24 protein-coding genes are annotated in these 25758 nt (G+C 68.9%); 5 read left to right on the top strand and 19 right to left on the bottom strand.

The features are described 5' to 3' along the window. Positions 1-21: 21 nt before the first annotated feature. The 13 genes from nagA to ASF76_RS03925 form a co-directional block, all read right to left on the bottom strand. Complete coding sequence (gene nagA / locus ASF76_RS03985; RefSeq protein WP_235561227.1) at positions 22-1194, bottom strand: N-acetylglucosamine-6-phosphate deacetylase; 1173 nt, start codon at positions 1192-1194, stop codon at positions 22-24. Next, a complete protein-coding gene (locus ASF76_RS03980) occupies positions 1191-1817 on the bottom strand; it encodes a hypothetical protein (protein ID WP_055953165.1) in 627 nt (208 codons plus the stop codon). The genes nagA and ASF76_RS03980 overlap by 4 nt, the downstream gene beginning before the upstream one ends. A gap of 89 nt (positions 1818-1906) precedes the next feature. After that, positions 1907-4204 carry a beta-N-acetylhexosaminidase gene (locus ASF76_RS03975; protein ID WP_055953162.1) on the bottom strand — a complete coding sequence of 766 codons (2298 nt, stop codon included), beginning with the start codon at positions 4202-4204 and terminating at the stop codon, positions 1907-1909. Between the two features lie 146 nt (positions 4205-4350). After that, positions 4351-5106 (bottom strand): copper homeostasis protein CutC, encoded by a 756-nt coding sequence (locus ASF76_RS03970; RefSeq protein ID WP_055953159.1) that lies wholly within the window; start codon positions 5104-5106, stop codon positions 4351-4353. Continuing rightward, positions 5103-5885 carry a glucosamine-6-phosphate deaminase gene (locus ASF76_RS03965; protein WP_055953156.1) on the bottom strand — a complete coding sequence of 261 codons (783 nt, stop codon included), beginning with the start codon at positions 5883-5885 and terminating at the stop codon, positions 5103-5105. Before ASF76_RS03965 ends, ASF76_RS03970 begins: the two co-directional genes overlap by 4 nt. After that, positions 5882-6865 carry an ROK family protein gene (locus ASF76_RS03960; RefSeq protein WP_235561226.1) on the bottom strand — a complete coding sequence of 328 codons (984 nt, stop codon included), beginning with the start codon at positions 6863-6865 and terminating at the stop codon, positions 5882-5884. Before ASF76_RS03960 ends, ASF76_RS03965 begins: the two co-directional genes overlap by 4 nt. A 5-nt stretch (positions 6866-6870) precedes the next feature. Beyond that, on the bottom strand, positions 6871-7752 hold the full coding sequence (locus ASF76_RS03955) for a carbohydrate ABC transporter permease (RefSeq protein WP_235561225.1): 882 nt from the start codon (positions 7750-7752) through the stop codon (positions 6871-6873). After that, positions 7749-8747, bottom strand: a complete 999-nt coding sequence (locus tag ASF76_RS03950; RefSeq protein ID WP_082484830.1) for a carbohydrate ABC transporter permease — start codon at positions 8745-8747, stop codon at positions 7749-7751. The genes ASF76_RS03955 and ASF76_RS03950 overlap by 4 nt, the downstream gene beginning before the upstream one ends. Positions 8748-8795: 48 nt before the next feature. After that, positions 8796-10043 (bottom strand): extracellular solute-binding protein, encoded by a 1248-nt coding sequence (locus tag ASF76_RS03945; RefSeq protein ID WP_055953153.1) that lies wholly within the window; start codon positions 10041-10043, stop codon positions 8796-8798. Between the two features lie 496 nt (positions 10044-10539). Further along, a complete protein-coding gene (locus ASF76_RS03940; RefSeq protein WP_235561224.1) occupies positions 10540-11424 on the bottom strand; it encodes an ROK family protein in 885 nt (294 codons plus the stop codon). A 751-nt stretch (positions 11425-12175) separates the two neighbouring features. Continuing rightward, the gene (locus ASF76_RS03935) at positions 12176-13075 is read right to left on the bottom strand and encodes a carbohydrate ABC transporter permease (RefSeq protein WP_082484829.1); all 900 of its coding nucleotides are present in this window, start codon (positions 13073-13075) and stop codon (positions 12176-12178) included. Then, on the bottom strand, positions 13072-14028 hold the full coding sequence (locus ASF76_RS03930) for a carbohydrate ABC transporter permease (RefSeq protein WP_235561223.1): 957 nt from the start codon (positions 14026-14028) through the stop codon (positions 13072-13074). The genes ASF76_RS03935 and ASF76_RS03930 overlap by 4 nt, the downstream gene beginning before the upstream one ends. Beyond that, positions 14021-15322 carry an ABC transporter substrate-binding protein gene (locus tag ASF76_RS03925; RefSeq protein ID WP_055953149.1) on the bottom strand — a complete coding sequence of 434 codons (1302 nt, stop codon included), beginning with the start codon at positions 15320-15322 and terminating at the stop codon, positions 14021-14023. The genes ASF76_RS03930 and ASF76_RS03925 overlap by 8 nt, the downstream gene beginning before the upstream one ends. A gap of 186 nt (positions 15323-15508) precedes the next feature. Here ASF76_RS03925 and ypfJ point away from each other — a divergent pair, with 186 nt between their 5' ends. Beyond that, positions 15509-16381 carry a KPN_02809 family neutral zinc metallopeptidase gene (gene ypfJ / locus ASF76_RS03920; protein ID WP_055953444.1) on the top strand — a complete coding sequence of 291 codons (873 nt, stop codon included), beginning with the start codon at positions 15509-15511 and terminating at the stop codon, positions 16379-16381. A 261-nt stretch (positions 16382-16642) separates the two neighbouring features. Here the strand turns inward: ypfJ and ASF76_RS03915 are convergent, their stop codons facing one another. From ASF76_RS03915 to ASF76_RS03895, 5 genes are all read right to left on the bottom strand, one after another. Beyond that, positions 16643-17221 carry a copper resistance CopC family protein gene (locus ASF76_RS03915; RefSeq protein ID WP_055953146.1) on the bottom strand — a complete coding sequence of 193 codons (579 nt, stop codon included), beginning with the start codon at positions 17219-17221 and terminating at the stop codon, positions 16643-16645. Between the two features lie 2 nt (positions 17222-17223). Continuing rightward, entirely contained in the window at positions 17224-17970 is a 747-nt protein-coding gene (locus tag ASF76_RS03910) for a YcnI family copper-binding membrane protein (RefSeq protein WP_055953143.1), read from the bottom strand. Positions 17971-18034: 64 nt separating this feature from the next. Continuing rightward, positions 18035-18637 carry a hypothetical protein gene (locus ASF76_RS03905; RefSeq protein ID WP_055953140.1) on the bottom strand — a complete coding sequence of 201 codons (603 nt, stop codon included), beginning with the start codon at positions 18635-18637 and terminating at the stop codon, positions 18035-18037. Between the two features lie 245 nt (positions 18638-18882). Continuing rightward, positions 18883-20133: a wax ester/triacylglycerol synthase domain-containing protein gene (locus ASF76_RS03900; protein WP_055953137.1), complete on the bottom strand. Its 1251-nt coding sequence runs from the start codon at positions 20131-20133 to the stop codon at positions 18883-18885. Between the two features lie 24 nt (positions 20134-20157). Next, entirely contained in the window at positions 20158-21249 is a 1092-nt protein-coding gene (locus tag ASF76_RS03895; RefSeq protein ID WP_055953134.1) for a VanZ family protein, read from the bottom strand. 48 nt (positions 21250-21297) lie between these two features. Between ASF76_RS03895 and ASF76_RS03890 the strand changes: the two genes are divergently transcribed. Further along, positions 21298-22149: a serine hydrolase domain-containing protein gene (locus ASF76_RS03890; protein ID WP_055953441.1), complete on the top strand. Its 852-nt coding sequence runs from the start codon at positions 21298-21300 to the stop codon at positions 22147-22149. A gap of 127 nt (positions 22150-22276) precedes the next feature. Beyond that, positions 22277-24370 (top strand): APC family permease, encoded by a 2094-nt coding sequence (locus ASF76_RS03885; RefSeq protein ID WP_055953132.1) that lies wholly within the window; start codon positions 22277-22279, stop codon positions 24368-24370. Between the two features lie 221 nt (positions 24371-24591). Here the strand turns inward: ASF76_RS03885 and arfB are convergent, their stop codons facing one another. Continuing rightward, entirely contained in the window at positions 24592-25029 is a 438-nt protein-coding gene (arfB, locus tag ASF76_RS03880; RefSeq protein ID WP_055953130.1) for an alternative ribosome rescue aminoacyl-tRNA hydrolase ArfB, read from the bottom strand. Positions 25030-25507: 478 nt separating this feature from the next. Here arfB and ASF76_RS17000 point away from each other — a divergent pair, with 478 nt between their 5' ends. Together ASF76_RS17000 and kdpF are read left to right on the top strand one after the other, a co-directional pair. Beyond that, positions 25508-25672, top strand: a complete 165-nt coding sequence (locus ASF76_RS17000; protein WP_156459120.1) for a hypothetical protein — start codon at positions 25508-25510, stop codon at positions 25670-25672. Further along, a complete protein-coding gene (gene kdpF, locus ASF76_RS16995) occupies positions 25669-25758 on the top strand; it encodes a K(+)-transporting ATPase subunit F (RefSeq protein WP_074696280.1) in 90 nt (29 codons plus the stop codon). The genes ASF76_RS17000 and kdpF overlap by 4 nt, the downstream gene beginning before the upstream one ends.

The raw sequence follows: 25758 nt of genomic DNA, 5'->3' as shown, positions 1-25758 counted from the left end.
CCCTTCGCGAATGCCGAGCAGTCACGGGCCTACCACGTGTCCGTCTGCCCGAACCTGCGTCACACGCTGGGCTTCGTCGAGGAGGATGAAGTCGGCGCACCAGCCCGAGGCGAGCCGTCCGAAATCTCCGTCGATGCCAAGGACGCGGGCGGGGGCAGCCGTGAGAGCGTGCACGGCACGAACTTCGTCGATTCCCCCAGCGGTGACGGTGCGGAACGCCGAGTCGAGTGTCAGCGTGGACCCCGCCAAAGTGTCGCTTTCAGGAAGTGTGGCTCGACCCGACGCGACATCGACCGCCAGCGATCCGAGGAGGGAGCTGCCGTCGCCCGCACCGGCCGCTGCCATGGCGTCGGTGATCAGCGCGATACGGCCGGGGGCGCTGTCGAAAGCGAGCCGCACGACGTCGGGGTGAAGGTGGTGCCCGTCCGCGATGATCTCAAGTGTGACGCGCTCGTCAGCGAGCGCCACCGGCAGCGGCCCGGGTTGCCGGTGATGAATCCCGGGGACGGCATTGAAGGCATGGGTGACGAGCGTCGCTCCGTGATCGAAAGCCAGCCGAGCAGTTTCCGCATCCGCATCCGTGTGCCCGACGGCGACGACGACGCCCGCTGCGACGAGACGGTCGATGCTCGCAATGGCGCCGGGAAGCTCTGGGGCGATGGTGATCTGGCACAGGTATCCGCGCGAAGCCTCGAGCAGTCGATCGATGATCGCGGGATCGGGCAGCTGCAATGCCCGCGGATCGTGCGCGCCGCGTCGGTCGGGTGCAAGGAAGGGCCCCTCCAAGTGTGCTCCGAGAACAAGCGGGTCCGCGTCGGCCAAGTCCGCGATCTGCGAGAGGCTGCGCTCAAGTCGCTCCAACGGCGCGGAGACGAGGCTGATCAGCGACCTCGTCGTTCCGTGAGCGCGGTGAGTGGCGAGGCCCACGGCGATGGCGGCGGGACCGTCGTCGAACGAGACGCCCCCGCCGCCATGCACGTGCAGATCGATGAAGCCGGGGACGACGGTGACACCGGTGGCGGCGTACACGTCCGTCCCCGGCCGGAGCTCGTCGCGCCAGCCGTGCCCGGTTCCGGTCCGGACGATTCGATCACCGCGGGTCGCGAGCCAGAAATCTTCGACGATACCGTCGGTGTCGACCTTGCGCGCGCCGTGGATGATCGATTCGGGGGCGGGTCCTGTGGGGTGGCTCACTCGAAAAGCGACAGGGTGAGCACCGACGAGTAGTCGCCGGGGTCGACGTCGGAGGGGACGCGCAGCGTGAGGTCGGCGGTTGCCGTCCAACTGCCCTCGCTTACGACGTCACGCGAGCCACCGGTGCTGACGAAGAGTTCCTGGTCCTGCAGGCCGGTGTTGTTGGGAGCCTCCCCGTCGGCAGTGAGGACGGGGTCGCCTGCGGCGACCAGCCCGGAGTCGCCACCGTCGATCAGCCGTGGTGCCCATCCGAGGTTCTCGGCGCCGATCGCGGGCTGGCCGGAGTCGCCGACGAAGTCAGACGCGGAGCCGAGCACGTACCAGGCAGCGTCCGAGGGCACGTCTTGCGGCGCTCGGGTGTCCGAGACGGTAACGGTCGGCAGCGTACCGGTGAACTGGCGGACGAGTGCCGTCGAACCGTCCTCGGCGAGGGATGCCGAGGTGCCGGCGACGGTCAGAGTGAGCGCACCCGGGGTGGTCAGCGGTTCGATCGTGACCCCGACGTCGACTGGTGAATCACCGAACGAGATCTCCTCGGCGTGAGCGGTTCCGGCGATCGCGAGGAGCACGACGGCTCCGGCCGCAGCAGCGCCTGAGCGGGCGAAGAAGTTGCGGGTGGTCATGGTTTCTCCGTAAGGGGTCGGTCTGCATGTGGCGGTCGAGTAGCGGGGTTGCGGGGAGGCGACGGACGGACCCGCCGCCTCCCCCGGGGTCAGCAGGTGCGGGCGGTGTACGGAGTGGTCGTCGTTGTGGTCGCACCCCCAGCGCCGGTTGCAGTGACAACTACCTGTCCGGCCGGCATCGTCTTCTGGCGGGTGGTGAAGACATGGAAGGCGTTCTTCCCGGCCGCCGTCGTGGCGAACGTTTTCGTCCCGTAGGGCGAGACGATCCGCAAGGCCAAGGCGCCGGAGGTGGTGTTCGCGACCGTGGTGTTAAGAACCGCTTTACCCGCGATGCATCGGCTGGTCACCACGGGGTTGATGGTGATCGTGGAAGCACCGAGCTCGGTGACCGTGCCGCTGGCCACGAGGGGGCCTTCAACGCCGGGCGCGCGACCGATCACGGAACTGATGGACGTGAAGGACCGGAGGGCGAGAGCAGAGCCGTCGTTCCAGCTGCGCTCAGCCATGGCTCGTAGTGGTCCCCGGATGCCGTCTGCGACCTGTGTTTCCGTCTGAGCGGCAGGGGTGTCGCTCCAGATCGCGAACGATGCGCCGAGCAGCTGCGGAGTGTACGGGGCGGTCAGAACTTGGGTTCCACCCTGGTAGGTCGGGAAAACACCGGGCTTCCAGTCGCGGTTCCAGATCTTGGCGGCGGTCGGGTACGTGTATCCCGCGTTCTCGCCGAGCACGTAGTAGAACACCGAGTCGTTGAAGTTGACGACGTTATGGCCGGCGTCGAGAGCGGTGCGCAGAAGTGCCATCTGGGGGCTCCAGTTGGTCCACCATGTGATCTCGATGTCCTTCTCGAGCGTGACGTGGGTGCTGCGGAACATGCCGTCGTTCCACACCCGGGTCGTGAAACCCTTGGAGCGGATGTAGCTGTTCATATCGTTCGCGAACCCGGTGAGCAGGTCGAAGCCGGTGGCCCCGGCGCCGTATCTCGCCGCTGCAGCGTTCTGCAGCACGGGGTAGCGCTCCATGTGCTCGAAGTCGACGAACTCGTCGGCGCCGAGGTTCCAGTGCGTGCTGCCGGCGAAGAGGGCCGCATACTCGTCGATGAGCGTTTTGGCGAAGGCGACGGCCGCGGGGTTGGTGATGTCGAGGGCGCCGCGCACGGCGGTCCCGTTCGCGTCCTTGAGCTGGTACTGCGGGTACTTCGCGAGGACTGCCTGGAGGTGACCGGGCATGTCGAGCGAGGGGACGACGGCAATGTGCTGATCCGCGGCCAGGGAAAGGATCTCGCGGACCTGCGCCTTGGTGAGCGCATTGGGTGAGGCGATGGTGGGGTAGCTGTCGCTGACGATCCCGAAACCTTCGTTCTCGGAGAAGTGCAGTTGCAGGGTGTTCAGCCCGACGTACGACATGTCGCGCAGTTGCTGCTCGATCCAGGTCTTCGAGTACTGCTTTCGGCCGACGTCGATGTGGAGGCTGCGCTCGGGGACCGCCGGGGCGCTGATCACGCTGCCGGTGGGAACGGAAGACGTCGCCTTCAGGTTCTGCACGATCTGGCGGGTTCCGGCGAAAACGCCGGCCGCGCTCTCACCGGTGACCTCGACGGCACTGCCGACCGTGATGGAGTATGCCTCAGCGCTTGTTCGGGAGGGGACGTCGCCGGTGGTGAGGACGATGTCGTTCGCGCGGATCTGCGCACGGGTGCCGACGACGATGGGGAGAGCCGCAGCCGTGGAACCGCTGGTGGCGAGTTCGGAGCTCAAGCGCTTCGCCTCGGCTTCGAGGGCGGTCCGCTGCTCGCTGAGGAGGAGGATCCGTGAGTCCGCCGAGACCTTCCAGGAGCCGCCATCGAGGGTGAGGGATGAGGGTTGGGGAAGGGCTGACCAGATGGGTGCGACGGAAGAGTCTTCGGACGACACCGTCGCGAAGTCGACCTGGCCCGCGGTCCCGGTCGACGCGGGGTTCTTCGTTCCGGTGAGCCGCATCGTGAGGGTATGGGGTCCCGCGGCAAGTGCGCCGGTATCGGCGAGGAGCTGCTGGTGGGCGACCGTGGCTGCGTAACCGTCGAAGGTCGTCTCAGGTCCGCCGTCGACGCTGAAGGCGTAGATCCCGTGAGCGGGGTGCTTCGCTCCGTAGAGCTTCGCTCCCGTTCCGACGAAGCTGAGGGTCACGCTCTGACCGGCAGTGCCGTTCGCGTAGTGCTCGGTGCCATCGAACCAGCGGTCGGTCGGCAGTCCGGAGTCGTTCGCCCAGGAGCCCGAATAGGTGAAGCGGTTCTCGCCGCTGGTCTGTGACTCGTCGACATCGGTGTAGACCGTCGCGGCCGCGGCGGGCGCTGCCGTTGCACCGACGGCGATGAGGGAGGTGACGAGCACGGCGACGAGTGTTCTGAGCACGGGCACCCTCCGTACGCGTCGGGGGTGGGCGGGGGTGAGGGGAGACATCTTTTCCTACTTTCGTGAGGGGGTGACGGGGAGGAAGTCGGTGAGCGGTTCCGAGGTGTCGAGTGGGCGGCGCGCCTCCGCCATCGAGGGCAGTGCTGTCAGCGGGAGTCGAGGGCGTCGGCCATCGCCCGGACGAGGTGCGGGTCGGTGGAGGTCGGGGCTCGGTGTCCGTCGGAGGGTCCAAGCGGCACGGAGAGGCGTTGTGAGGGCGCGGGTGACGCGCGTCCTCGCGCAGAGAAGTGGACCGCGGCAACGCGACAGCGTACAAGCGCGGGTACGTCTTCGACGGTCGCCCCGCCCCCGGCCATGACTTCGACGGATCCCGCAGATCGAGTCATCTGCTCGATGATGCCGTCGCGTAATCCGGCTGCGACGCTGGCGCGGCCGCCCGAGGTCAAGACGCGATCAACCCCCAATCGCCCGAGTTCGGCAGCAGCGCGGACAGGATCCGCGGAGTGGTCGATGGCGCGGTGGAAGGTGATGTACGGCGTGATCGCGCGTGCGCCCTGGTGGGCAGCGGCTACCAGCCGCTGGGTGGCGGTCTCGTCGATGCCACCGTCGGAGCGCAGCGCACCGAGGACGACGCCGTCTGCACCCGCCGCCACGATTGCCGTGATGTCGCGCACCATGACATCCAGCTCGTCCTCGGTATAGAGGAAGTCGCCTGGCCGGCAACGGATCAGGACGTGGGCAGGCACGCCCGCTGCCACGAGGGCCTCGACGGCGCCGATCGACGGGGTGATACCGCCGACGTCGAGCGCGCTGCAGAGCTCGACACGATCGGCGCCGGCTTCGCGTGCCGTGAGAGCTTGGGAGGTCGACTCGACTGCAACCTCCAGTGCGGGCCGGATCATGCCGGGGCCTGGATGCTGTCGAGGGAGCGGTGCTCCCAGGCGAACCTGTAGTAGTCGCGGTATTCGAGCGACGCACCCGCCTCTTCGTCGACGATCACGATCACGTGCGGGTGGAGCTGGATGACCGACCCGGGGCATGAGGAGGAAAGGGGTCCCTCCACCGCTCGCGTCACGGCGTTGCTCTTCGCGCTCCCGAAGGCCAGTAGCACCAGGGTGCGGGCTTGGAGGATCGTTCCCAGGCCCTGGGTGAGGCAGTGTGTCGGCACCTGACCGGCATGGTCGAAGAACCGTGCGTTGTCGCTCCGAGTCTGCTCGGTGAGCGCCTTCACTCTCGTGCGGGAGGCGAGGGAGGAGCCGGGCTCGTTGAAGCCGATGTGGCCGGTTCGGCCGATCCCGAGGATCTGCAGATCGATGCCGCCCGCGCGAGTGATCGCCGCTTCGAAGCGAGCGCCTGCCGTAGCCAGTGGTCCTCCGTCGTCACCGGGCACGCGCAGGAGAGTCGGGTCGACGCCTAGCGGTGCGGCGTATTCGCGTTCGAGGACGGAGCGGTACGACTCGGGGTGACCAGTGCGTAGACCGACGTACTCGTCGAGGGCGAAGGCGGGCGTGGATGCGACGTCAACGCCTTGGTCGCGGAGCTGCGCCCACACACCCAGAGGTGTTGAGCCGGTGGCGACCCCGAGTACGGCGTCCGCGCGTTGGGCGAGGGTTTCCGCGATGAGTCCGGCCGCGAGGGCGGCTCCGGCCTCAGGTGAGGGGACGAGGGCGACTTCGGTCATCGGGGTTCTCCGAGCAGGGCGGCACCGAGGGCGGCGACGGGGAGTCCGGTCGGCGGCAGTACGACGCGTGAAGGAAGGTCGAGCATTTTCAGGAATGATGACCGAGCGCTCCACTCGGTGAGCACACCTCGGACTTCGTCAAGGAGTGAGGGGTGATGCGTGCTGAGCCCGCCGCCGATGATGACGGAATCGACATCGAGGGTGAGCACGAGGGCGCGGACAGCGGAGGCGATCCCCTCGATCCAGGTACGGTGCACGTCGATCGCGGCGCGATCGCCCGCGGCGACGGCCTTGTGCAGTTCGGCCAACGCCTGCCCGGGAGCGGCGGGCCACATGCGGGCGAGCCCGGAGCCCGAGGTGTACAACTCGAGACAACCGCGCTGACCGCAGGCGCAGAGCGGCCCGTCCTGCACGACGGGCATGTGACCGATCTCACCGGCCGTACCTCGGGATCCTCGCCACAGAGTGCCCTGGAGGACGAGGCCGGCAGCGAGTCCTGTACCGAGATTGAGATAGGCGATTGACGCGTTGCGCGCAAGCCCGAGGGCATGGAAGGCCCCGAGACCAGCGGCATTCACGTCGTTCTCGATGCGGACGGGAACTCCGAGGAGCGCGGAGAGCTCAGATCCGAGCGCTAAGTCGTCTATGCCGAGGTTCACGGCATGCCGCACACGACCCGTGCCGCTTTCGATCGCCCCGGGGATGCCGACACCGACAGCCCCGATATCCGCCAGGTCGAGGCCGACGTTCGCAGCCAGTGTCGAAGCGAGAGCCGCCGTGTTCGCGAGCACCTGCCGTGCACCGTATCCGGTCGGCAAGCGATCGAGGGCGATGACGCGTCCGTGCTCGACGAGGACCACCTCGATCTTGGACCCTCCGATGTCGATTCCCATCCGAAGAGCGCGCGCGCGGGCGACTGTGAGGGGATCGCGAGCGGCGCTGCCGCCGTCGTCGAGGCGGCGCGTCACGGCGGAGTGCACGGCACTCACTTGACAGCCCCGGCGGTCAAGCCCCCGACAAGTCGTTTCTCGATCAAGAAGAAGAGCAGGACGACGGGCAGGATGGCGACGATCGAGACGCCGAAGACGTACTGCCAGCTGGTCTCGTATTGGCCGACGAACTTCGTCAGGGCTACGGCGAGAGGCTGATTGCCGGCCGTGGAGAGGATCACGAGGCTCGCCGCGAACTCGTTCCAGCATGCGACGAACGTGTAGACGATCGCGGTGACGATGCCCGGCCAGACGAGCGGCAGGTTGATGCGGAAGAGAACCGTCATGCGGCCTGCCCCGTCGAGTTGAGCGGCCTCATCGATCTCCTTCGGCACACCAGCGAAGAAGCTGTGCATGATCCACACCGCGAACGACAGGTTGAAACCCGCGTTGACGAGGATCATCGCGAGCCACGTGTCGGTCAGCCCGAGCGAGACGAACTGCCGGAACAATCCGGAAGTGAGTACCGCCGGTTGCAGCATCTGCGTGACGATGACGAGCGCGAGAAACACGAGTCGGCCGGGGAAGCGGAAGCGAGCCGTGTAGTACGCCGCGGGCAAAGAGACCAGAAGTACGAGGATCGTCGCGAAAACCGAGATGACGACCGTCGAGATGAGGTTCTGCACCAGGGGCGTCTCGGGGGTGGACCACATCGAGATGTAGTTCTCCCAGTGCCATTCGGTGGGGAGGTACGTCGGCTCGACGGAGCGAATCTGCGCCCGGGTCTTCACCGAACCGAAAAGCATGATCGCATACGGGAGCAAGAACACCAGGAGGACGGTGGCCCCGGCGACCATGCGCAGGGCGACCGCGCCAGCCGAGACGTGATCGCTCGTGTAGCGGCGGGCGCGACGCCGAGCAGAAAGTGCAGCGCTCACGCGTCGACCTCCTTGAGGGGACGAACGACTCGGACGAAGACGGCGACGACCACGATGACGATCGCGAAGGCAATGACACTCAACGCACTAGCCGTATCGATCCGCTGCTGGTTCTGCATGTACTTGAAGATCATCGTCATCACGGTGTCCGCGTCGTACCCGGGTAGCGAATCGGTCATCACTCGCAGGATCGGGAGCGAGTTGAAGACGTTGATGATGTTGATGAGGACGGCGACCGAGAGCGTCGAGCGCAGCTGAGGAAGAACGATGGACACGTATGTCCGCCAGCGCCCCGCGCCATCGATTCTCGCCGCCTCGAGCACATCGGCGGGTACGGTCTGAAGCCCGGCGAGGATCGTGTACGTCGTGAAGGGAAGCGAGACGAAGACAGCGACGGCGATGGCCCAGGCGAACGCTGTCTCGGGGTTTCGGGTCCAGCCATACCCCTCTGGGGTGTCCACCAAGCCGACATCGACGAGCAACTTGTTGATGATCCCGAAGTACGGTTCAAGTCCGTAGTAGATGACGAGGGTGGTCATCACCACGCTCGCCGCCCACGGAACGATGACCGCCATCCTCACCAGTCGTCGACCGGGGAATGCCTTGTTCAGGAGCTGAGCGAGCAGCAGCGACAGGACAACGGTGAGAACGACGACCGAGACGACCCAGACGACAGTGCGTCCCATGATCGGCCAGAACTCGGGGAAGGTGACAACGTCGATGTAGTTCTGCAGTCCGGCGCTGCCTCGATCGACGCCACTCTGGCTGATGTCGCGAGTCGAGTTGTAGAACATCACGACCGCCGGGAATCCGACGACACCGATAACCAGCAACAGCGCAGGGCCGATCCAGGGAAGTGCTCGGAGGATCTCGCCCAGGGCGGCGGAACGGGCGGACGGAATGGCACCGCCCGCTCCGCCGTCAGAGGAGAGGCCCACGGCCGGACCAGGATCGGCCGGATGCGGCCGCCTCGGCGTCTCGGTCTGATTCGTCATGATGGGCTCTCTCAACTCTTCGCTGCAGGGTCAGTGGACGAACGGAGGTCAGCCCGCGTTGGCCTGGGTCTGGATCTCGGTGAGTACGCTCTGCGCGTCGCTGCCGGTGGCGAGCTTGCCGAAGAGCGCCTTGAAGGCCGCGTCGGCCGCCGACCACTTCGGGTTCCCGCTCGGGTAGAACTTCGCGTCGGGCAGCACTGCGAGGAACGGCGCGAGCGCCTCCTCACCGCTCAGCGCCTCAGAGCCGGAAACGGTGGTGGGGAGGAACCCCTCCGCCTTCACCCACGGCACGTAGACGTCCGAGGAGTAGAGGAAGTCGAGGAAGGAGGTGATGGCTTCCTTCTTCGAGCCGTCGTTCTTGAACGCCATCAGGTGGTCGGCCACGCCGAGCGTCAGCGGGGAACCGTCCTCCGTGGGGATCGGGGCGATGGAGTAATCGAGGTCGGGGTTGCCCTCGGCGATCTGGCCGACGGTGGGCGGGAGGCCGATCTGCATGCCGATCTTGCCCTGGATGAAGATGTCCATCAGCGGGCTGCGGTTCGTCGAGCCGGGGTCGGCCTGGGTGGCGCCGGCGTCGATCATCGTCTGGATGAACCTCGCTCCCGCGAGGTTGGCGGGGTCGTCGATCGTGAGCGTCTCCGCGTTGCCGAGTTCTCCACCACCGCCCCACAGCCAGACGGCCGCCTCAGCCTGAGCCTCTTCCGATCCGAGGGGCATGCCGTAGCCGGCAATACCGTCTCCGAGCGCGGACACCTTCGTCGCGGCGTCGAGCAGCTCGGCCCACGTCGTCGGCACCGTTGCGCCCGCCTGGTCGAGGAGCGCGTTGTTGACGAAGAGCGCGCGGGCGGATGCGATCCACGGCAGACCGTAGACGGTGTCGCCCACCTTCGCGTTGGCAAGGAAAGACGTCTGGAAATCGCCATAGGTGTTGCTGGAGACGACCTCCTCGACGGGGTAGAGCAGGTCGTCGTCGGCGAAGGACGCGAAAGGGCCTCCGTTATAGATATCGGGTGCTTGGTTGGCCTGAACCTTTGTCGCGATCACGCTCTCGAGGTTGTCCCACGACTGCACCTCGAGCTCGACGTTGATGCCCGGGTTCGCCTTCTCGAAGCCGTCGATGACGGTCTCCCACAGACCCTGCGTCGAGTCGGAGTAACTCGGGACGAGCAAACTGAGAGTGGTGCCGCTGCCATCTCCCTCGGTTGCGGTGCTGCCGCCGAAGCCGCAGCCGGTCAGCGCGAGAGCAGAAGTGAGGCCGATGGCGGCGAGAGGGAGAAAACGCTTACGGGCGGACATGGAACTCCTTGGACCAGGGTCGGGTGTGGATGCAGGAATGGACGACGACCAGCCCGCGGCCCCGCACTCTCAGCGGAATCCCGAAGGAGTTTGTAAGGACGCCTTACCAATCGTTGGCATGACTCTCCTCTAACGCTCAGGCAAATGCAAGGTGTGCTAACAAATTGTCTATAAGCCGAAACACGCCGAGTCCTCCCCCGAAATCTTCGGGCTCACACGTCTTCGCCCGACGGCGCGTCAAGACCCTCTCGCCTCATGCTCCGCTGATCATGACGGTGCTGCTGTGAAGCGCCGGGTCTCTGCCGCAGCCGAGGAGCGCCCGCCGATCGGCCGGTTCTTCGAGGACCGTGGGCATCGCCCGTGGGGTGGACGCGCGCACGGGCCTCGCCGTCGGCGGCATCGGCTCCACGCGCATCTACGCCTCATCAAGCATCGTGCGACGTGTCACAACTCATGCACCGCAGAAGACACCTCGATCCGGCCCGGTCAGCACGCCCTAGGTGAGTCCTAGTTCCACCTCGAGAACTCGCGCCGCGGCGCCGAGAAGTGTCGCATCCAGACCGAGGGTCGAACGGCGTACAGCGACGTGGCCGTGGAAGGCGTCCGTTGTGCGCGCGTGGATTGTGCGGTTCGTCGCCTCAACCAGTGAATCGCTCACCAGTTCGGGTGGCCCGTTCACAACGATCTCGTCAGGGTCGAGCGCGGCGATCACCGGTGAGAGCACCAGTCCAAGCCGCTCTCCCGCCGAGGAAAGGACGGCTTCGGCGGATCCCGCCCCCGCAGCAGCGATGGCGGCGGTGAGGCGCGGTGCGGCGAGCCAGGTCTCGAGGCAGCCGCGCTTGCCGCAGATGCAGAGCGGACCGTCGTCGGCGCCGGCTATGACGTGCCCGATCTCGCCTGCCGAGGACGCTGATCCGTGCCGGATTCGTCCGTCGAGCAGGATGCCGGCGCCGACGCCGCGGCCGATGCGCACCAACACGATGTCTGCCGCGGACTCGCCGATGGAGCGCTCGGCGAGGGCCGCGAGGTCGGCATCATTGGCGACGTGGCAGGGCACCCCTGTCGCGGCGCGAACACTCGAGCTGAGGTCGACCCCCGTCCAACCCAGGTTCGGCGCGCTGAGGACGAGCCCGCGGTCGTCCACGATGCCGGGCGTCGCCACTCCGATGCCAAGGACCGGCCGGGGAGACGAGTCGACGAGATCCGCCGCGAGCTCGACTACTCGGCGCAACGCCTCTGCTCCATTCGCCCCCTCCGCACTGCGTGTCGCGCGGACGAGGATCTCGCCGTCCAGGCTGAGGAGCGCTCCACGGAACACCACATGGTCGCTCACGTCGATACCGACGATGAGGGAGCTCCGGCGATCGATATCGACCTGCATGGAAGGCTTCCCCGGCCCCGGTCCCGTCCGCAAACCGAGTTCTCGCAACAGACCCTCGCCAAGGAGGTCGCCCACGAGATCAGACATTGTCACCCGGGTGATACCGGTCTCGCGTGCGAGATCGGCGCGGCTGCGCGGGCCCGCGTCGAGAAGTGTCTGCAGGACGAGGGTCCGGTTGTGTCGACGGACGTCCTCTGGCAGCAGCTTCGAGCCGGCCGTCGCGGACCTACCCATGTACACCTCCGAACACATCTTGTTTAGTTAACCAAGGCTACGAATAGCCTCGCACGGTATCGGCGGTCGGAGCGTCGGTGGAGATCTCGACCCGTCGCGCATGCAGCACCGGCGCTGCGTGTCCCGCCTAGCGTGGCCGGAAGAGGGCGGTGACCATCGTGGTCTGCTAGGGTTCGCTCCTGCTCGTCCTCATCGTTCCTCGGCGCGAAGTCGGTTTCCGCCTCGTCGACCGGGGGTGCTTTTCCACGACGCGCGACACGCGGAATGGCACGGAGGCGACTCGGCACGAGTGCCGAGGCCCTCGGTCCCCCCGAACTCCCCCAGCGGGAGACGGACGTCGCGACGCGCCGCTCATCGCGCGTCGGGCGCTCGCGGATTTTACGGCAGACATCGCCCGCCCCGCCCACCGACGCCGCGGTACGCCGCATCAGCTGACGCCTCCCCTCCCCCTGCCTGTTGAGTGTCCAGAACACGCCGCGTCCCGGACGGGGATGCGGCGTGTTCTGGACACTCACCGTCACTTGATGCCGCTGCGCGCGAAGCCCGCCACGAAATACCGCTGGAAGACCAGGAACACGATCGCGATCGGCACCACGTTCAGCAGGGCGTACGCCATGGTCGCGCCGTAGTCGCTGCCGAACTGGCCCTGCAGGTAGAGCAGGCCGATCGGCAGGGTGAACAGCCGGTTCTCGCGTAGGGCGATCAGGGGCCAGGCGAAGTCGTTCCACGACGACAGCAGGCTCATGAACACCAGCACGGCGATGAGCGGCTTCGACAGCGGCAGCACGACGCGCAGGAACGTCTGCACGTGGCCCGCTCCGTCGAGCCGCGCCGCCTCGATCAGTTCGCGCGGGATGCCGAGCATGAACTGCCGCGCGAGGAAGAGCCCGAACGCGGATGCCGAGACGGGAAGGATGACCGCCCAGTACGTGCCGTACAGGCCCGTGGCGGTGACGATGCGGAACAGCGACACCATGATCACCTGCACCGGCAGCACGAGGGTCGCGAGCGCCAGGAAGAAAAGCGCCGTCGATCCGCGGAAGCGCAGCTGCGCGAACGCGTATCCGGCGAGCAGGCTCGTCGTGACCGAGATGAGGGTCACCACGACGGCGATGGCGACGGAGTTGCCGAACCAGGTCGCCACCGGGAACGACGCGAACACGCGCTCGAAGTTCTCGAACGTCACCTCGCGCGGCCACAGGCGCAGCTCCCGGCCGCCCAACAGCTCGGCGCGGGACGAGAAGGCCACCGCGAGCATCCAATACAGCGGCGACACCGCCGCGAGCCCGACAACCGCGACGATGATCGTGCGCAGCGCCGTTCCCCGGCGTCGCGTGCGATCGGCGGCCTTCCGACCGGCAGTCACGGTCGGCGGTGACACGGGAGATGTGGATGCCACCCGCTCGTCGACGCTCATTCGACCACGTCCTTCGTGTTGCTGGCGCGGTACTGCGCGGCGGCGAAGACAAGCGCGAAGAGGAACAGCACCATGCCGATCGCCGCGGCATAGCCCTGGTCACGCGTCACGAAGCCCGTCTCGTAGGCGTATGTCACGAGCACGCTGGTCGCTCCTCCCGGTCCGCCCCCGGTGAGCACGAACACGATGTCGAACACCTGGAACGAGAAGATGACGTTGAGCACGACGAGGAAGAACGATGTCGGGCCCAGCAGCGGCACCGTCACATGGCGGAAGCGCTGCAGACGGCTCGCTCCGTCGAGCGTGGCGGCCTCGTACAGGTCGGGGCCGATGCCCTGCAGCCCCGCGAGGTAGATGAGCATGTTGAAGCCGGTGCGCCACCACACCGTCGCCAGCACGATCGTCGCGAACGCCGGCAGCGGATCCGACTGCCAGGTGACGGGTGAGAGCCCGACGGCCGACAGCAGACGGTTCAGGATGCCGGAGTTCTGATCGAACACGAGCACACCGATGAGAGCGGTGGCGACGCCCGACACCGCCATCGGCAGGATCAGCAGCGAGCGCCAGAGCGGACGCGCCGGCAGCGCCGAGTTCAGGAGCGTCGCGGCCACCAGCCCCAGGAGCATCGAGAGCGGCGTCACCAGCACGGTGAAGAGCACGGTGTTGCCGAGGGCCCGCCAGAACAGCGGGTCCCCCGCGAGCCGCGCGTAGTTGTCGAGCCCGGTGAATGTGCCCGCGCCGAAGCCGTCGGTGCGCTGCAGGCTGACCACGAACGCCCCCACCAGCGGCACGAGCACGAACACCAGCAGCAGCAGATAGTTCGGCGCGATGAATCCGTAGGCCGCGAGCGCCTCTCGACGCGCGCCGGGGCGGCGGGTGCGCATCCGCTCCCCCGACCCCGAACGACCCGACCGCGACACCGTGTCGGGCCGGGCGACCGCGGTGTCAGCCACCGGTGGCCGCGCCGATCCCCGACTGCAGGTTCGTCACCGTGGTCGCGGCATCCTGTGCCCCGGTGAAGGCGAGGTCGAGTTGCTCTTTCAGGACCGGAATGATCGCCGACATCGACGGGCTCGCGACCTGCGCGACGTCCTGCGGCTGCACGAGTGAGGCCTGCCCGGCGAACACCGGGGCGAGATCCGGGCGCACGTCGAACTCGAGGTCGTCATTGAGCAGATCGCCGCGGGTGGGGAGGAGGGATGCCGCGCGGCAGAAGTCGCGCATGGGGTCGGCGTTCGTGACGAACTCCAGGAACGCCGCGGCCAGCTCGGGCTGCTGCGTGTTCGCGGTGGCGACGAGCGCGTTGCCTCCGAAGTCGCTGCCCGCGCGGACGTTGCGCGGAGCATAGGTCGCGGTCCACTCGAAGTCTGCGGTGGTCTCGGCATCCGGGATCTGGAACGCGCCCGACCACACCATCGCCACCGACTGCGAGAACCAGGACTCCGCCGCGTAGCTCGACGAGGAGATCGTGTTGTTGGCCGGTACGTAGTTCTTGGTGAAGAACGAGCTCGAGAACTCCACGGCCTCACGGGCGGCGTCGGAGTCGATCGCCGGAGTCTTCTGGTCGCTTTCGAGGAAGGCGCCGTCGGACTGGAACAGCAGGCTCAGCCAGCGCGTGACACCGTTCCCCTGCCAGTTGTAGGCCCACGGCCAGCGGTCGGCGGGAAGGCCCGCGCGGAGCCGCTCGCCGAGGGCGTCGAGCTCGTCCCACGTCCACGCCTGATCGGCCGAGGTGGGGATCTCCGACGGGTCGATGCCCGCCTGGCGGAACATGTCGAGGTTGACGAGGATCGCCGAGGTGTCGGTGTGGTGCGGCAGTCCGAAGGTACCGTCACCGTTCTGCACGGCCGCCCACGCCTGCGGGGTGAACTGCCCCTGGCGATCGGCCGAGAGCAGGGGCTTCAGGTCGAGCAGCTGCCCGCGCCCGGCGTAGGCGCCGAACGTGTAATACGGCACGCGGAAGATGTCGGGCGGGTTGCCCGCCTGCAGCTGCGCATCGATGTTCGTGAACATCTGCTCGTACGGCACCGCGTTGAGCTCGACGGTCGAACCCTCGTTCGCCGCCTCGAACGCGGCAATGGCGGAGCGGAATCCGGCGAGCTCGGCATCCGTCCCCCACGTGGTGAAGGTGAGAGTGCCCTGGCGTCTCTCGGCAGGGGCGGTCTGGACGAATCCGCAGCTCGCGAGGAGGAAAGGCAGCGCGAGCGCGCCCGATCCGGCGAGGAAGGTACGGCGTGTCAAAGGCATGACGGACTCCGATGGTTGTCGTCGAGAAGCGGACGCCGGGGCTGCGATGCTTCTCGCGGCTGACGGTACCCCCGTCCATTTCTGGGATCAGGGGGTTGCGCCGGCGGCTTCCGCCTGCGCAGACACCGCTTCTGCGCGAAGTCCAGCCCCATTCCGCCCGGTGGACGCGCGCGTAACGTGTCGTCCGTGACGTTCAACGACAATGCGCGCGTCGGCGGCAATTCCGCCAAACGCCGGGGCGGAACTGTGGCGGCGATCGGCGGCGGAACGGTCGGCATCGGCGCGATCGTGGTGCTGCTGTTCTCCGCCCTCACCGGCACCGACTTGACCGGCCTCCTGGGCGGTCAGGAAGCCGCGGGCCCGGAAAGCGGCGGCGAGGAGATAGCCGCCTGCGAGACGGGCCGGGATGCCAACCGCGACGACGCCTGTCGCCTGGCCGCGACCTCGCTCAACATCGACCAGTTCTGGGCGGAGCGCCTCGAGGGCTATCGCGAGCCGCAGCTCGTCATCGTCGACCAGGCGACGGGGAGCTCGTGCGGCACGGCCTCGAACTCGACGGGTCCGTTCTACTGCCCGCCCGATGAGACGGTCTTCGTCGACCCGACGTTCTTCTCCATCCTGCGCGCGCAGTACGACACGACCGCCGGCCCCCTGGCGCAGCTGTACGTACTCGCACACGAGTACGGCCACCACGTGCAGAACCTCACCGGCGTCTTCGAGCAGTATCCGAACAACGGCACCGGTCCGGACAGCAACGGGGTGCGCACCGAACTTCAGGCCGACTGCTACGCGGGGGCGTGGGTCGCCGCCGCGGGCGAACAGGTCGACGAGAACGGCACGCCCTACCTGCAGCCGCCGACGCAACAGCAGATCGTCGATGCCCTCTCGGCGGCATCCGCCGTGGGCGATGACCACATCCAGGCCGAATCGGGCGGTGTCGTCAACCCCGAGAGCTTCACGCACGGCTCCAGCGAGCAGCGCACCCGCTGGTTCGACGTCGGGTACGACAGCGGGGTGAACGCCTGCGACACGTTCTCGGTGCCGGGCCAGAACCTTTAAGGGTCGCGGATTCCGAGTGTCGGGGACACCGTCGCTCGCCGGTCGCACCGAGAGTGCGTGACCGGCGGACGGCGTCGAGGGAACGCGCCCCGTCACCAGGACAGGGGATGCGGCGAGAACAGGTCGACCTGACGTCGGTGGGCCTGTTCTGGTTCTCTCCCCTGTTCTCATGCCGCCACCGCGTCGTCGGCGAACGAACGGATGCCACGACCCGGCGACCTGTCAGAGGCGCGCCGGGCCGCGGCATCCGGGCTCGGACCGTCAGTCCTTCCGCGTGCGGGGGCGCAGGATGACGACGAGCAGCACACCGACCAGTGCGACGACGCCGCCCCCGAGCAGCAGGCCGAGCGTGAGACCCGACATCCCGCCGGTACTCGCCGGTTCAGCCGCCGCCTCGGTCGCTCCTGCTGCGCTCGCGCAGGGAGAGGCCTCGGCGCCCGTCGAGACGCTCTGGCCCGTGTACGCGAACGGGATGACACCCGAGACGGGGTGCCCGTCGGACGAAACCGCCCGCCACTCCACGGAGTAGTCGCCGGGGGCTCCGAGGGCGACGGGCAGCGTGAGGGTCGGTCCCGCCAGCGCCGCGCACTCGCTTTCGTAATGGCGCCCGTCCGGGCCGACGACGATGACGATGTTGCCGCCGTCGGTGCCGAGGAGGTTGGCGCTGAAGTCCAGGCGCACCTCCGACAGGGACGACACCGTGTCACCCTCGGCGGGCGAGGACGATACGAGGGAGTCGTGCGCCGAGGCGGCGGTCGCCCCGCCGAGGGCGGCGGTCATCGCGGCCGCGACCACCGCCGCCCCGGCCAGAACCCGCCGCAGCACGTTCCGGGATGCCACGATCAGCTCCGCTTCGGGCGACGCGCGAAGGCGAGGGCGCCGAGCACGGCCCCGGCGACGGCGACGACGAGGGCGGCGATGCTCAGGCCGAGGGCGACGCCGGACGAGTCGTCGGACGGCACCGAGGTCGCCGTCATCGCGTCGGCCGCCGGGGCTGCCGACGCGGCACCGTGCCCGCTGTGGCTGTGCTCGCCGCTGGGCGGGGTGTCGTTGATGTAGAGCACCGGCGCGGGCTCGAGCGTGTCGTCCGCCGCCACCTCGTCGGGTGTCGCCGCCCAGTCCACGACCTCGCCATCGGAGTAGGTCTGGGTGGCCGGGAGAACGATGCTGCCGGTGTCGGGCACCGGCCCGAGCACGGCGGAGAAGATCTGGAACTGGTCCTGACCGATACCGACGCCGGGATCGGCCTGCCACACGATCTTCAGCGCGGCATCCGAGATGGTGTTGCCCTCGACCTCGACCGGTGCGGGCAGTGCGCCCTTCTCGACGGTGGCCGTCCAGCCGGGAACGGGCTGCACGAGAACGGCGCTCAACGGGGTGTCGGTGGGGAGGGACACCTCGAGTTTGACGGTGGACGCGGTCTCGCTCTCGGTGGGAACCCGGAAGTTGACGGTGGCGTAGCTGCCCGGGGTGGCGGTGTCCGGGTTGACGGTGACATGGGCGGATGCCGCGAGGGGCGCGGCGATCGCGAGGGCCACGCCGGCGGTGAGGCCGACGAGGGCACGACGAAGAGTGGTCTTGCGAGACATGGTGCTGCTTTCTGACGGTGCGCACGCCGAACGGGCGTCTTGCGCGGTTGATGAGGGTGAGGTGTCACGCCGCGCGCGGCGGACCCCGGTGCCTCATCGGCGACAACACCGTCATCGGCGTCGTCAGCAGCAGCGGCGCGGGCGCCGCGGGAACGGCATCCGTCCGCGGGCCGAGTCCGCGCAGGGGGCGCATCATCGACAGGGCCGCGATGACGAAGCGGACGACCGCCTGCACGGCCCGCTCACCGCGACCGAGCGCGAGGATCGTGACCACCGCGGCGAGGGCGTGCGCCGCCCACATCCACGGCGAGTGCGCCGCGTGCACCGCGGGCAGATGGGCGGTGGCGGCGGCGTCGAAGAGCGCGGTCACTCCCCCGTGATGCGCGCCGCCGACGGCTATGCCGTCACCGCGCAGGTCGAGGGTCAGGATGCCGTGGAACAACGCCTGGCTCAGCACCACCGCGGCCGACAGTCGCCACCACGACATCGCGCGTCCGGCCAGCAGCACGCACACGGGTGCGGCGAGGCTCAGCGCGAGCGCGACATTCGACGCCGGCGGCAACTGCGAACCGACCGAGGCGTGCGAGACGGTCGCGACGAAGGTCGCCACGGCGGCAGCGGCGACACCGCGACCCACGCGCTGCGCGCGCCCTGCTCTCGACGACATGCGACTCCCTCGCGACCAGCCTAGGCGCCCGAGAACCTGCGACGCCGGTGGTGCTCCGGCGTCGAGACACGGCAGCCCGGCGTCGACGCCGAGCCGCCCCGCGCACTACGGCGGACGCCACCATCGACACGCCGACACACGGCACCCGGTGCCGGCACCGGCACGGGCACCGGCACCGGCGTGTCGGCTAGAAGCCCCGCCTTGGTGCACCGACCCGCGCACGGGATGCCGGGCACGCCGCGTGGTCACAGGCTCGCGCGCAGCGCCTCCCACGCGTCGTGCGCCGCGTCAGCGAGCAGTTCGACATCGGGCACCGCGTCGGGATCGACGCAGAAGCCGACCCCGAGCCACCGGTCGTTGGAGATCGCCGCGACCCGCAGCGCGTGCCGCGGGCCGGGCTCCGACGACGTGTACACGTGCCCCACCCGGCGTCCCGCGACGGCCACCGGCACCTGCGGGCCGGGCACGTTCGAGATGGCGAGGGCGAACTCGCGTGGATCGTCGGCGAGCCCCCGCGCCAAGGCGCCGACGGGCCCGGCCGCGGCGAGCGCACGGAACAGCTCGTCGAGCGATCGGGCGTCGTGCGCGTGCTTGCGTGCGCGGATCTGCGCGCTCAGCAGGTCGAGTCGACGCAGGTCGTCCGGCTCGTCGAGATGCAGCCCCACATCGACGAAGGAGTCGCGATTGCCGGATGCCGCGGCATCTTCCCCCTTCTCGTGCAGGCTCACCGGAACCTGGGCATTCATGCGGGGCGCGTGACCGCGATGGAGGAGGCGCCGGCGCAGTGCCCCGGCGATCACGGCGAGGAGGACGTCGTTCACGGTGGCGTGGGCCGGGCGCGACGCGCCGACCGCCCGCGCCTCGGCGAGAGGGACGTCGACGAAGGCGAGTGCGCGACGCGCGGTGAGGGGGCGATCGAACGGCGAGCGCGAGCCGGGGTGCCCCAGCTCGCGGGCGAGGGTCATCGGCATCCGTTCCCATTCGCTCCAGCGCGTCGGGCGGGCGTCGGGGTCGCGGAGGCCGACCTCGTGGGCCGGGGCGTCGTGCGGCTCGAAGAGCACCGACTCGAGGAAGCGCACCGCCGTGAGACCGTCGGCGAGCGCGTGATGAAGGCGCACCGCGACCGCCTCGCGTCCGTCAGCGAGGGGGCCGACCAGGTCGACGCTCCACAGGGGCCGGGAGCGGTCGAGGGGCTCCGACATGAGTCGCCCCACGACGGCTCGGAGCTCTGCGGGGTCGGCGGCGGCGTGCCTGCGCACATGATGCTGCACCTCAATCTCGGCCGCCTCGACCCAGGCGGGGCCCTGGCCGTCGTCGACCACGACCTGACGTCCGCGCGGAAAGGCCGGGAGGCGATCGGCGACGCTCGTCCGCACCGCGTCGAGGTCGAGGGCCTCGCCCGGCTCGAGCACCAGCAGCTTCAGGGCGTGCCCGCGCACGACGTCGGACTCGAGCGCCAGGATGCGCGCATCGGCCGGAGACAAAGGCTCTCTCATGCGGTCACCGTAGGGCAGACCTGCTCATCGCGCGACCGTTCCCCGGTCGACCGTCGGGCTCACCACACCGGCCCGGTCGTCGACGAGCCTTCGGCGGCCCAGCCAGCCGGTGAGCCCGCGTCCGTCGCGCCAGACGAACACCAGCGCGACCGTGGCCAGCGCCAGCACGGTCGCCGCGGCCGACCACGGCGCAGGCAGCGCACTGAGCAGCACGAACGCGCCCGCGCCCGTGAGGAACCGCAGCGGGCGAGCCACCCAAGCGGGCAGCACGCCGTCGGTGAAGCGCACGCGCGTGGCGATATCGCCGACCGAGCGGCCCGTCGCCAGCACCACCAGGAGCCAGAGTCCTGTCGAAACGGCCGTACCCGCGAGGGAGGCGACCTCGTCGGTCGAGAAGGTAGCCGTCTCCCCCAGAGCGAGGGTGATCACCGCCTGAACGACGACGGACACCGCGAAGCTGACGAGCCAGACACCCACGACGTCGCACACGATGCCCAGGACGCGACGGCGACGGGTGACCGGGCGGGGCTTCTCGGCATCCGGAGCCCTCCGCGCCCCGCGGTGCTGGGCCGGGACGGCGAACGCGAGAAGCGAGCCCAGCAGAGCCCCCGAGGTGTTCACGATGAGGTCGTCGACGTCGAACACACGGTAGGCGCAGGGGAAGATGCCCCACACGCCGGTGAGCTGGGTGGTCTCGATGATCCCCGAGATCACGAACCCCGACAGCCCCGCGATGAGGATGCCGCGCCCGCCGAGTACGCGCAGGAAGAAGCCCAGGGGCAGGAACAGCAGCACGTTCAGCGCCACCTGCAACACCACGGGATCGGTGAGGTAGCGGCCCGAGACGGCGACGGCGGAGCGGATGTCGTCGACGAACTCGAACGGCCGCAGGTTCACCCCGCGACACCGGTAGTCGTCGGACTCGGGAACCGGCACGAGCGTGTAGGTCCAGATCGCCCAGAAGTACACCGCCGCGCTTGCCCAGAGAGCCGTGCGCCAGAGCGTCAACCCTCCGCGGCGGCGATAGCTGACCGCGACGAAGGGGATGAACGCCAGCACTGCGACGACCGCCCCCGCCACGACGGCGAGCAGGCCGGATCCCAGGATGTTGTCCACCCCGCGAGCTTAGGGAAGGATCCCCGCGCCGAAACGTAGCCTGTGCAGGTGACCCGCGCCGACGACCTCCGCGACGTCCTCGTGAACCACATCGCCGAAGTCGGCTTCGCCGCGCACGGCCTGCACGTCCGTGTCGGCGACGACGTCGCCACCCACCGGTGGGCGCCCGATGTGCGCGAAGAGATCCACTCGGTCGCCAAGGCGGTGGCGGTGCTGGCCGCGGGCATCGCCGTCGATGAGGGGCTCGTGTCGCTCGACGAGCCGGTCGCGCGCCTCCTCCCCGGCACCGCGGCCGACGACGTGACCCTGCGTCACCTGCTGTCGATGTCGAGCGGGATCGACCTGCCGTGGTCGGAGACGATGATGACCGACTGGCCCGACCTGGCCGCCGAGTTCGTCTCGCGCCCCTCCCGCGGCCGTACGTTCCAGTACTCCAACGCCAGCACGTACACGGCCATGCACGCCCTGTCTCAGCGCACCGGCGACATCGAGGGGTACCTGCGCCCGCGCCTGTTCGCCCCTCTCGGCCTCGCCGACGTCTCCTGGCGGAGATGCCCGAACGGGCGCGTGCTCGGCGGTGAGGGCCTCGCCCTCCGCACCGAGGAGATGGCGCGCCTCGGGCTCCTCATCCGCGACCGCGGCATGCTCGACGGCCGGCGCTTGGTCTCGGCCGGAGTGGTGGATGCCATGCACGCGGGGTGGGTCGACACGGGCGGCACCGCCGACGGGTACCGCCGTTACGGCCTCGCGGGATGGGAGGGCCCCGGCAGAGCCTGGCGCCTGCACGGGGCGCACGGTCAACTGATCGTGTTCACGGGCGACGCGGTCGTCACGATCTCGGCGCACGACCACGGCGGCGCCGACGGGATCGCCGCGTTCATCGCCGCTCAGGCCGCCTGAAACCGCCCCCGCACGCCGTCGGCGCCACCCCCGCCCGCCGGCATCCGCCATCAGCAGAGGTCACGGTCCGGCGACCATGACGTGAACGACGAGCGCGTCACATTGCGCAGAACCCCCGGTGGGCGTAATGTCGCGCGCCGTGACTGACGAAAGTCGCGGGGACGTCGAAGAGACTCCGATCGCGAAACGCATCCTGATCGGCGAGCCCCTCACCTCGGAGAAACTCGACGAACAGCTCCTTCCCAAGAAGATGGCTCTGCCCATCTTCGCCTCCGACGCGCTGTCTTCCGTGGCCTACGCGCCACAGGAGCTGCTGATGATCCTGCTCATCGGCGGAACGGCGCTGTTGACCCTCAGCCCGTGGGTCGCGGTGGCCGTCATCGTGCTGCTGACCGTCGTCGTGCTGAGCTATCGGCAGCTCATCAAGGCCTACCCCTCGGGCGGCGGCGACTACGAGGTCGCCAGCAAGAACCTGGGCGAGGTGCCCGGCGTCATCGTGGCCGCGGCCCTGCTCGTCGATTACGTGCTCACGGTGGCCGTGTCGGTGGCATCCGGGGTCGACAACATCATCTCGGCGCTTCCCGAGCTGAACCCGTTCCGCGTCGAGATCGCCGTCGGCTTCGTCATCCTGATCGTGATCGTGAACCTCCGGGGCGTCCGCGAGGCGTCGAGCGTCTTCGCGATCCCGACCTATCTCTTCATCGGCTCGGTCGCGGTGATGATCGTCGTGGGCCTGGCCCGGACGCTCGCCGGCGATGCCCCCGTCGCCTCCAGCCAGCAGTACGACGTGCAGGCCGAATCGCTCACGCAGGCAGCGCTGATCCTTCTCGTGCTGCGGGCGTTCTCCAGCGGATGTTCCGCCCTCACGGGTGTGGAGGCCGTGTCGAACGGCGTCCCCGCGTTCCGCAAGCCCAAGATCCGCAACGCCCAGACGACGCTGAGCCTCATGGGCGGCATCGCGATCCTGCTGTTCGCAGGCCTGACCGCCCTCGCGCTCATCGCCGGTGTGCACTACGCCGAGAACCCCTGCAACCTCATCGGCTTCGACTGCGCGAACAACCCGCAGCCGAGCCTCATGGCCCAGGTCGCGGCCGCCACGTTCGGGTCGGGCAGCGTCCTCTTCTTCGTCATCCAGGCCGCCACCGCGTGCGTCCTGCTGCTGGCCGCCAACACCGCGTTCAACGGCTTCCCGCTGCTGGGCGCCGTGCTCGCTCGCGACGGCTACGCCCCCAAGGCGCTCAACACCCGCGGCGACCGCCTGGTGTACTCGAACGGCATGATCATCCTCGGCATCGTCGCCATCGGCGTGCTGATCGTGTACCAGGCCAACCTCACAACACTGATCCAGCTGTACATCATCGGCGTCTTCGTATCGTTCTCGCTCGGGCAGATCGGCATGGTCCGGCACTGGCGGCGCGCGCTGCGCGAGTTCAAGCTGCTGCCCGCGGAAGCGGCGAAGCAGCAGTCCGCGGCGATCGAGCGGCGCTCCGCGATCTCGGGCCTGTGGATCAACTCCGTCGGCGCCGGCATGACCGTGCTGGTGCTGCTGATCGTCACGGTCACGAAGTTCACCCACGGAGCGTGGCTCGTGTTCATCGCGATCCCGATCCTCGCGGTACTGATGATCGGCGTGAACCGGTACTACCGCGACGTCGAGCACGAGATCCAGATGGATGACACGGTGCACTTCGGCTCGTCGGGCGACGTGGCGATCGTGCTCGTCAACCGTCTGCAGAAGCCCACGTCGAAGGCCATCGACTACGCCCTCGCCGCCAACCATGACAAGACCCTCGCCGTGCACGTCGCGATCACCGAGGAGGAGTCGGCCAAGCTGCAGAAGGACTGGGCAGAGCACGAAGTACCCATCCCCCTCGTGATCATCGACTCGCCCTACCGTGCCTACACCTCGCCCGTGTCGGCGTTCATCAAGAAGTACCGCGAGAAGAACGGCTCGGCGATCGTCACGGTCTACCTGCCGCAGTACATCGTGGGGCACTGGTGGGAGTCGATCCTGCACAACCGCCGCTCGCGCCGCCTCGCGCACCAGCTCATGCTCATCCACGGCGTCTCGATCAACCTGGTGCCGTGGCTGCTCGACTCGTCCGAGCTCATCTACGGTCGCCGTTCACGCCCCCTCCCCGGCCAGCAGCGCGGTGGGCAGCCCGTGGCGAACGCCCCGGCCCCGCGCCCGAAGAAGACGCCACCCGGCTCGGCATCCTGAGTTCCGCCCGACGCCCCCGTCCCTGTGGCGGGGGCGTCGGCGTTCGGGCGGCGAGACGTTCGAGGTGGCGAGGCGTTCGAGGTGGCGCCGGAGTCCGGGCCACGCCGGTGTTCGGGCGGCGCCTCACGGCGCCGTGCGAGCCCGTTGAGTGTCCACAACACGCCGACGGGTTCGGAAACCACCGGCGTGTTGTGGACGTTCAACCGGGAAGGCGGAGGCCGTCAGTCGGTCGGGCGCCGGCGCATGCGCTTGACGTCGGTGCGGCGCTGCTTCGCCTGCAGGCGTCGCTCCTTCGAGCCGCGGGTGGGCCTCGTGGCGCGGCGGGGCGGCGCGGGCGGACGCAGGGCGTCGCCGACGATCGTGGCGAGTCTCTCGCGGGCGGCGTCGCGGTTGCGCAGCTGCGCGCGGTGCTCCGATGCCGCGATCGTCAGCACGCCATCGATGAGGCGGGCGCCGAGCCGGTCGACGAGCCGCTCGCGCTGCGTGCGCGACAGCACCGCCGAGCCCGCGGCATCCCACATCAGTTCGACGCGCGAGTCCGCGGTGTTCACACCCTGCCCGCCCGGGCCCGAGGAGCGCGAGAACCGCCACGACAGCTCGGACTCCGGGATGACCAGGTGCGCGGTGACCCGCACGCCGGGGCCGTCGGAAGGGAGCATGCCTCCATGATGCGCCCGCGCGCGGTCGCGTGCGACGACTCGCGCCGCACGCCGACGCGGCGTGAGCCGTCGGCTCGCGCACGCCTCCTGCATGCCGACCCACCAGGACCGTAAGGGCCACGGCGTGCGCGTTACGCAGGAGTTGTGTGCCGTCGGCCGGCAAGCCCCGTCGGCCCCGCGCCAACCACAGACCCGGCGCCGCTCGCGCACAACTCCTGCGAATCCCGACCACCGGGACCGTAAGGGCCACGGCGAGGGCATCCTGCCGGAGCTGTGCTGCCCCGCCCTGCCGAGGCTCCGTGCCGCACCGCCCCGCCGGAGCTCCGCGGCGTGAGCACTCCGTATGCGTCCGCCAGCGACCCGTAGGGAAACCGTTAGGACGCCCGGATGCCGTGCCCGGGCGGAGTTGTATCGACACACGTGCCGCCCCGCGGCGCCCGCGGTCCTGCCGCGGTTCTGTTCCGATCCTGGAGTCGTCGTGCTCGATGCCGTCTTCCTCGCCGCGACCGTCGCGCTTTTCGCGCTGGTCGCGCTCGTCGCCAAGGGGGTCGAGAAGCTGGGTCCCGAAGCCCGCCCCTCGTCCGCCCGCACCACCGGCCCGTCCGCCCCCGCGGCACGCCGGAACGGGGGCGAGCGCTCATGATCTTCTTCTCGATCCTCGCCGCGGTCCTCGCGGTCGCCGCCGTCGTCTACCTCGTGGTCGCCCTCGTCCGCCCCGAGAAGTTCTGA

Source organism: Microbacterium sp. Leaf151 (assembly GCF_001424225.1).
In the GTDB taxonomy this organism is placed as follows: Bacteria; Actinomycetota; Actinomycetes; order Actinomycetales; family Microbacteriaceae; genus Microbacterium.
This window is presented reverse-complemented; position numbering and strand designations above follow the sequence as displayed.

Coding starts and splice junctions, on each gene's coding strand:
- ASF76_RS03905 (WP_055953140.1), bottom strand. CDS start 18,637: ATGTCGTCGAGAGCAGGGCGCGCGCAGCGCGTGGGTCGCGGTGTCGCC.
- kdpF (WP_074696280.1), top strand. CDS start 25,669: ATGATCTTCTTCTCGATCCTCGCCGCGGTCCTCGCGGTCGCCGCCGTC.
- ASF76_RS03945 (WP_055953153.1), bottom strand. CDS start 10,043: ATGTCCGCCCGTAAGCGTTTTCTCCCTCTCGCCGCCATCGGCCTCACT.
- arfB (WP_055953130.1), bottom strand. CDS start 25,029: ATGCTCCCTTCCGACGGCCCCGGCGTGCGGGTCACCGCGCACCTGGTC.
- ASF76_RS03980 (WP_055953165.1), bottom strand. CDS start 1,817: ATGACCACCCGCAACTTCTTCGCCCGCTCAGGCGCTGCTGCGGCCGGA.
- ASF76_RS03950 (WP_082484830.1), bottom strand. CDS start 8,747: ATGACGAATCAGACCGAGACGCCGAGGCGGCCGCATCCGGCCGATCCT.
- ASF76_RS03885 (WP_055953132.1), top strand. CDS start 22,277: ATGTCGCGCGCCGTGACTGACGAAAGTCGCGGGGACGTCGAAGAGACT.
- ASF76_RS03965 (WP_055953156.1), bottom strand. CDS start 5,885: ATGACCGAAGTCGCCCTCGTCCCCTCACCTGAGGCCGGAGCCGCCCTC.
- ASF76_RS03910 (WP_055953143.1), bottom strand. CDS start 17,970: ATGTCTCGCAAGACCACTCTTCGTCGTGCCCTCGTCGGCCTCACCGCC.
- ASF76_RS03925 (WP_055953149.1), bottom strand. CDS start 15,322: ATGCCTTTGACACGCCGTACCTTCCTCGCCGGATCGGGCGCGCTCGCG.
- ASF76_RS03935 (WP_082484829.1), bottom strand. CDS start 13,075: ATGAGCGTCGACGAGCGGGTGGCATCCACATCTCCCGTGTCACCGCCG.
- ASF76_RS03940 (WP_235561224.1), bottom strand. CDS start 11,424: ATGCAGGTCGATATCGATCGCCGGAGCTCCCTCATCGTCGGTATCGAC.
- ASF76_RS03900 (WP_055953137.1), bottom strand. CDS start 20,133: ATGAGAGAGCCTTTGTCTCCGGCCGATGCGCGCATCCTGGCGCTCGAG.
- ASF76_RS03970 (WP_055953159.1), bottom strand. CDS start 5,106: ATGATCCGGCCCGCACTGGAGGTTGCAGTCGAGTCGACCTCCCAAGCT.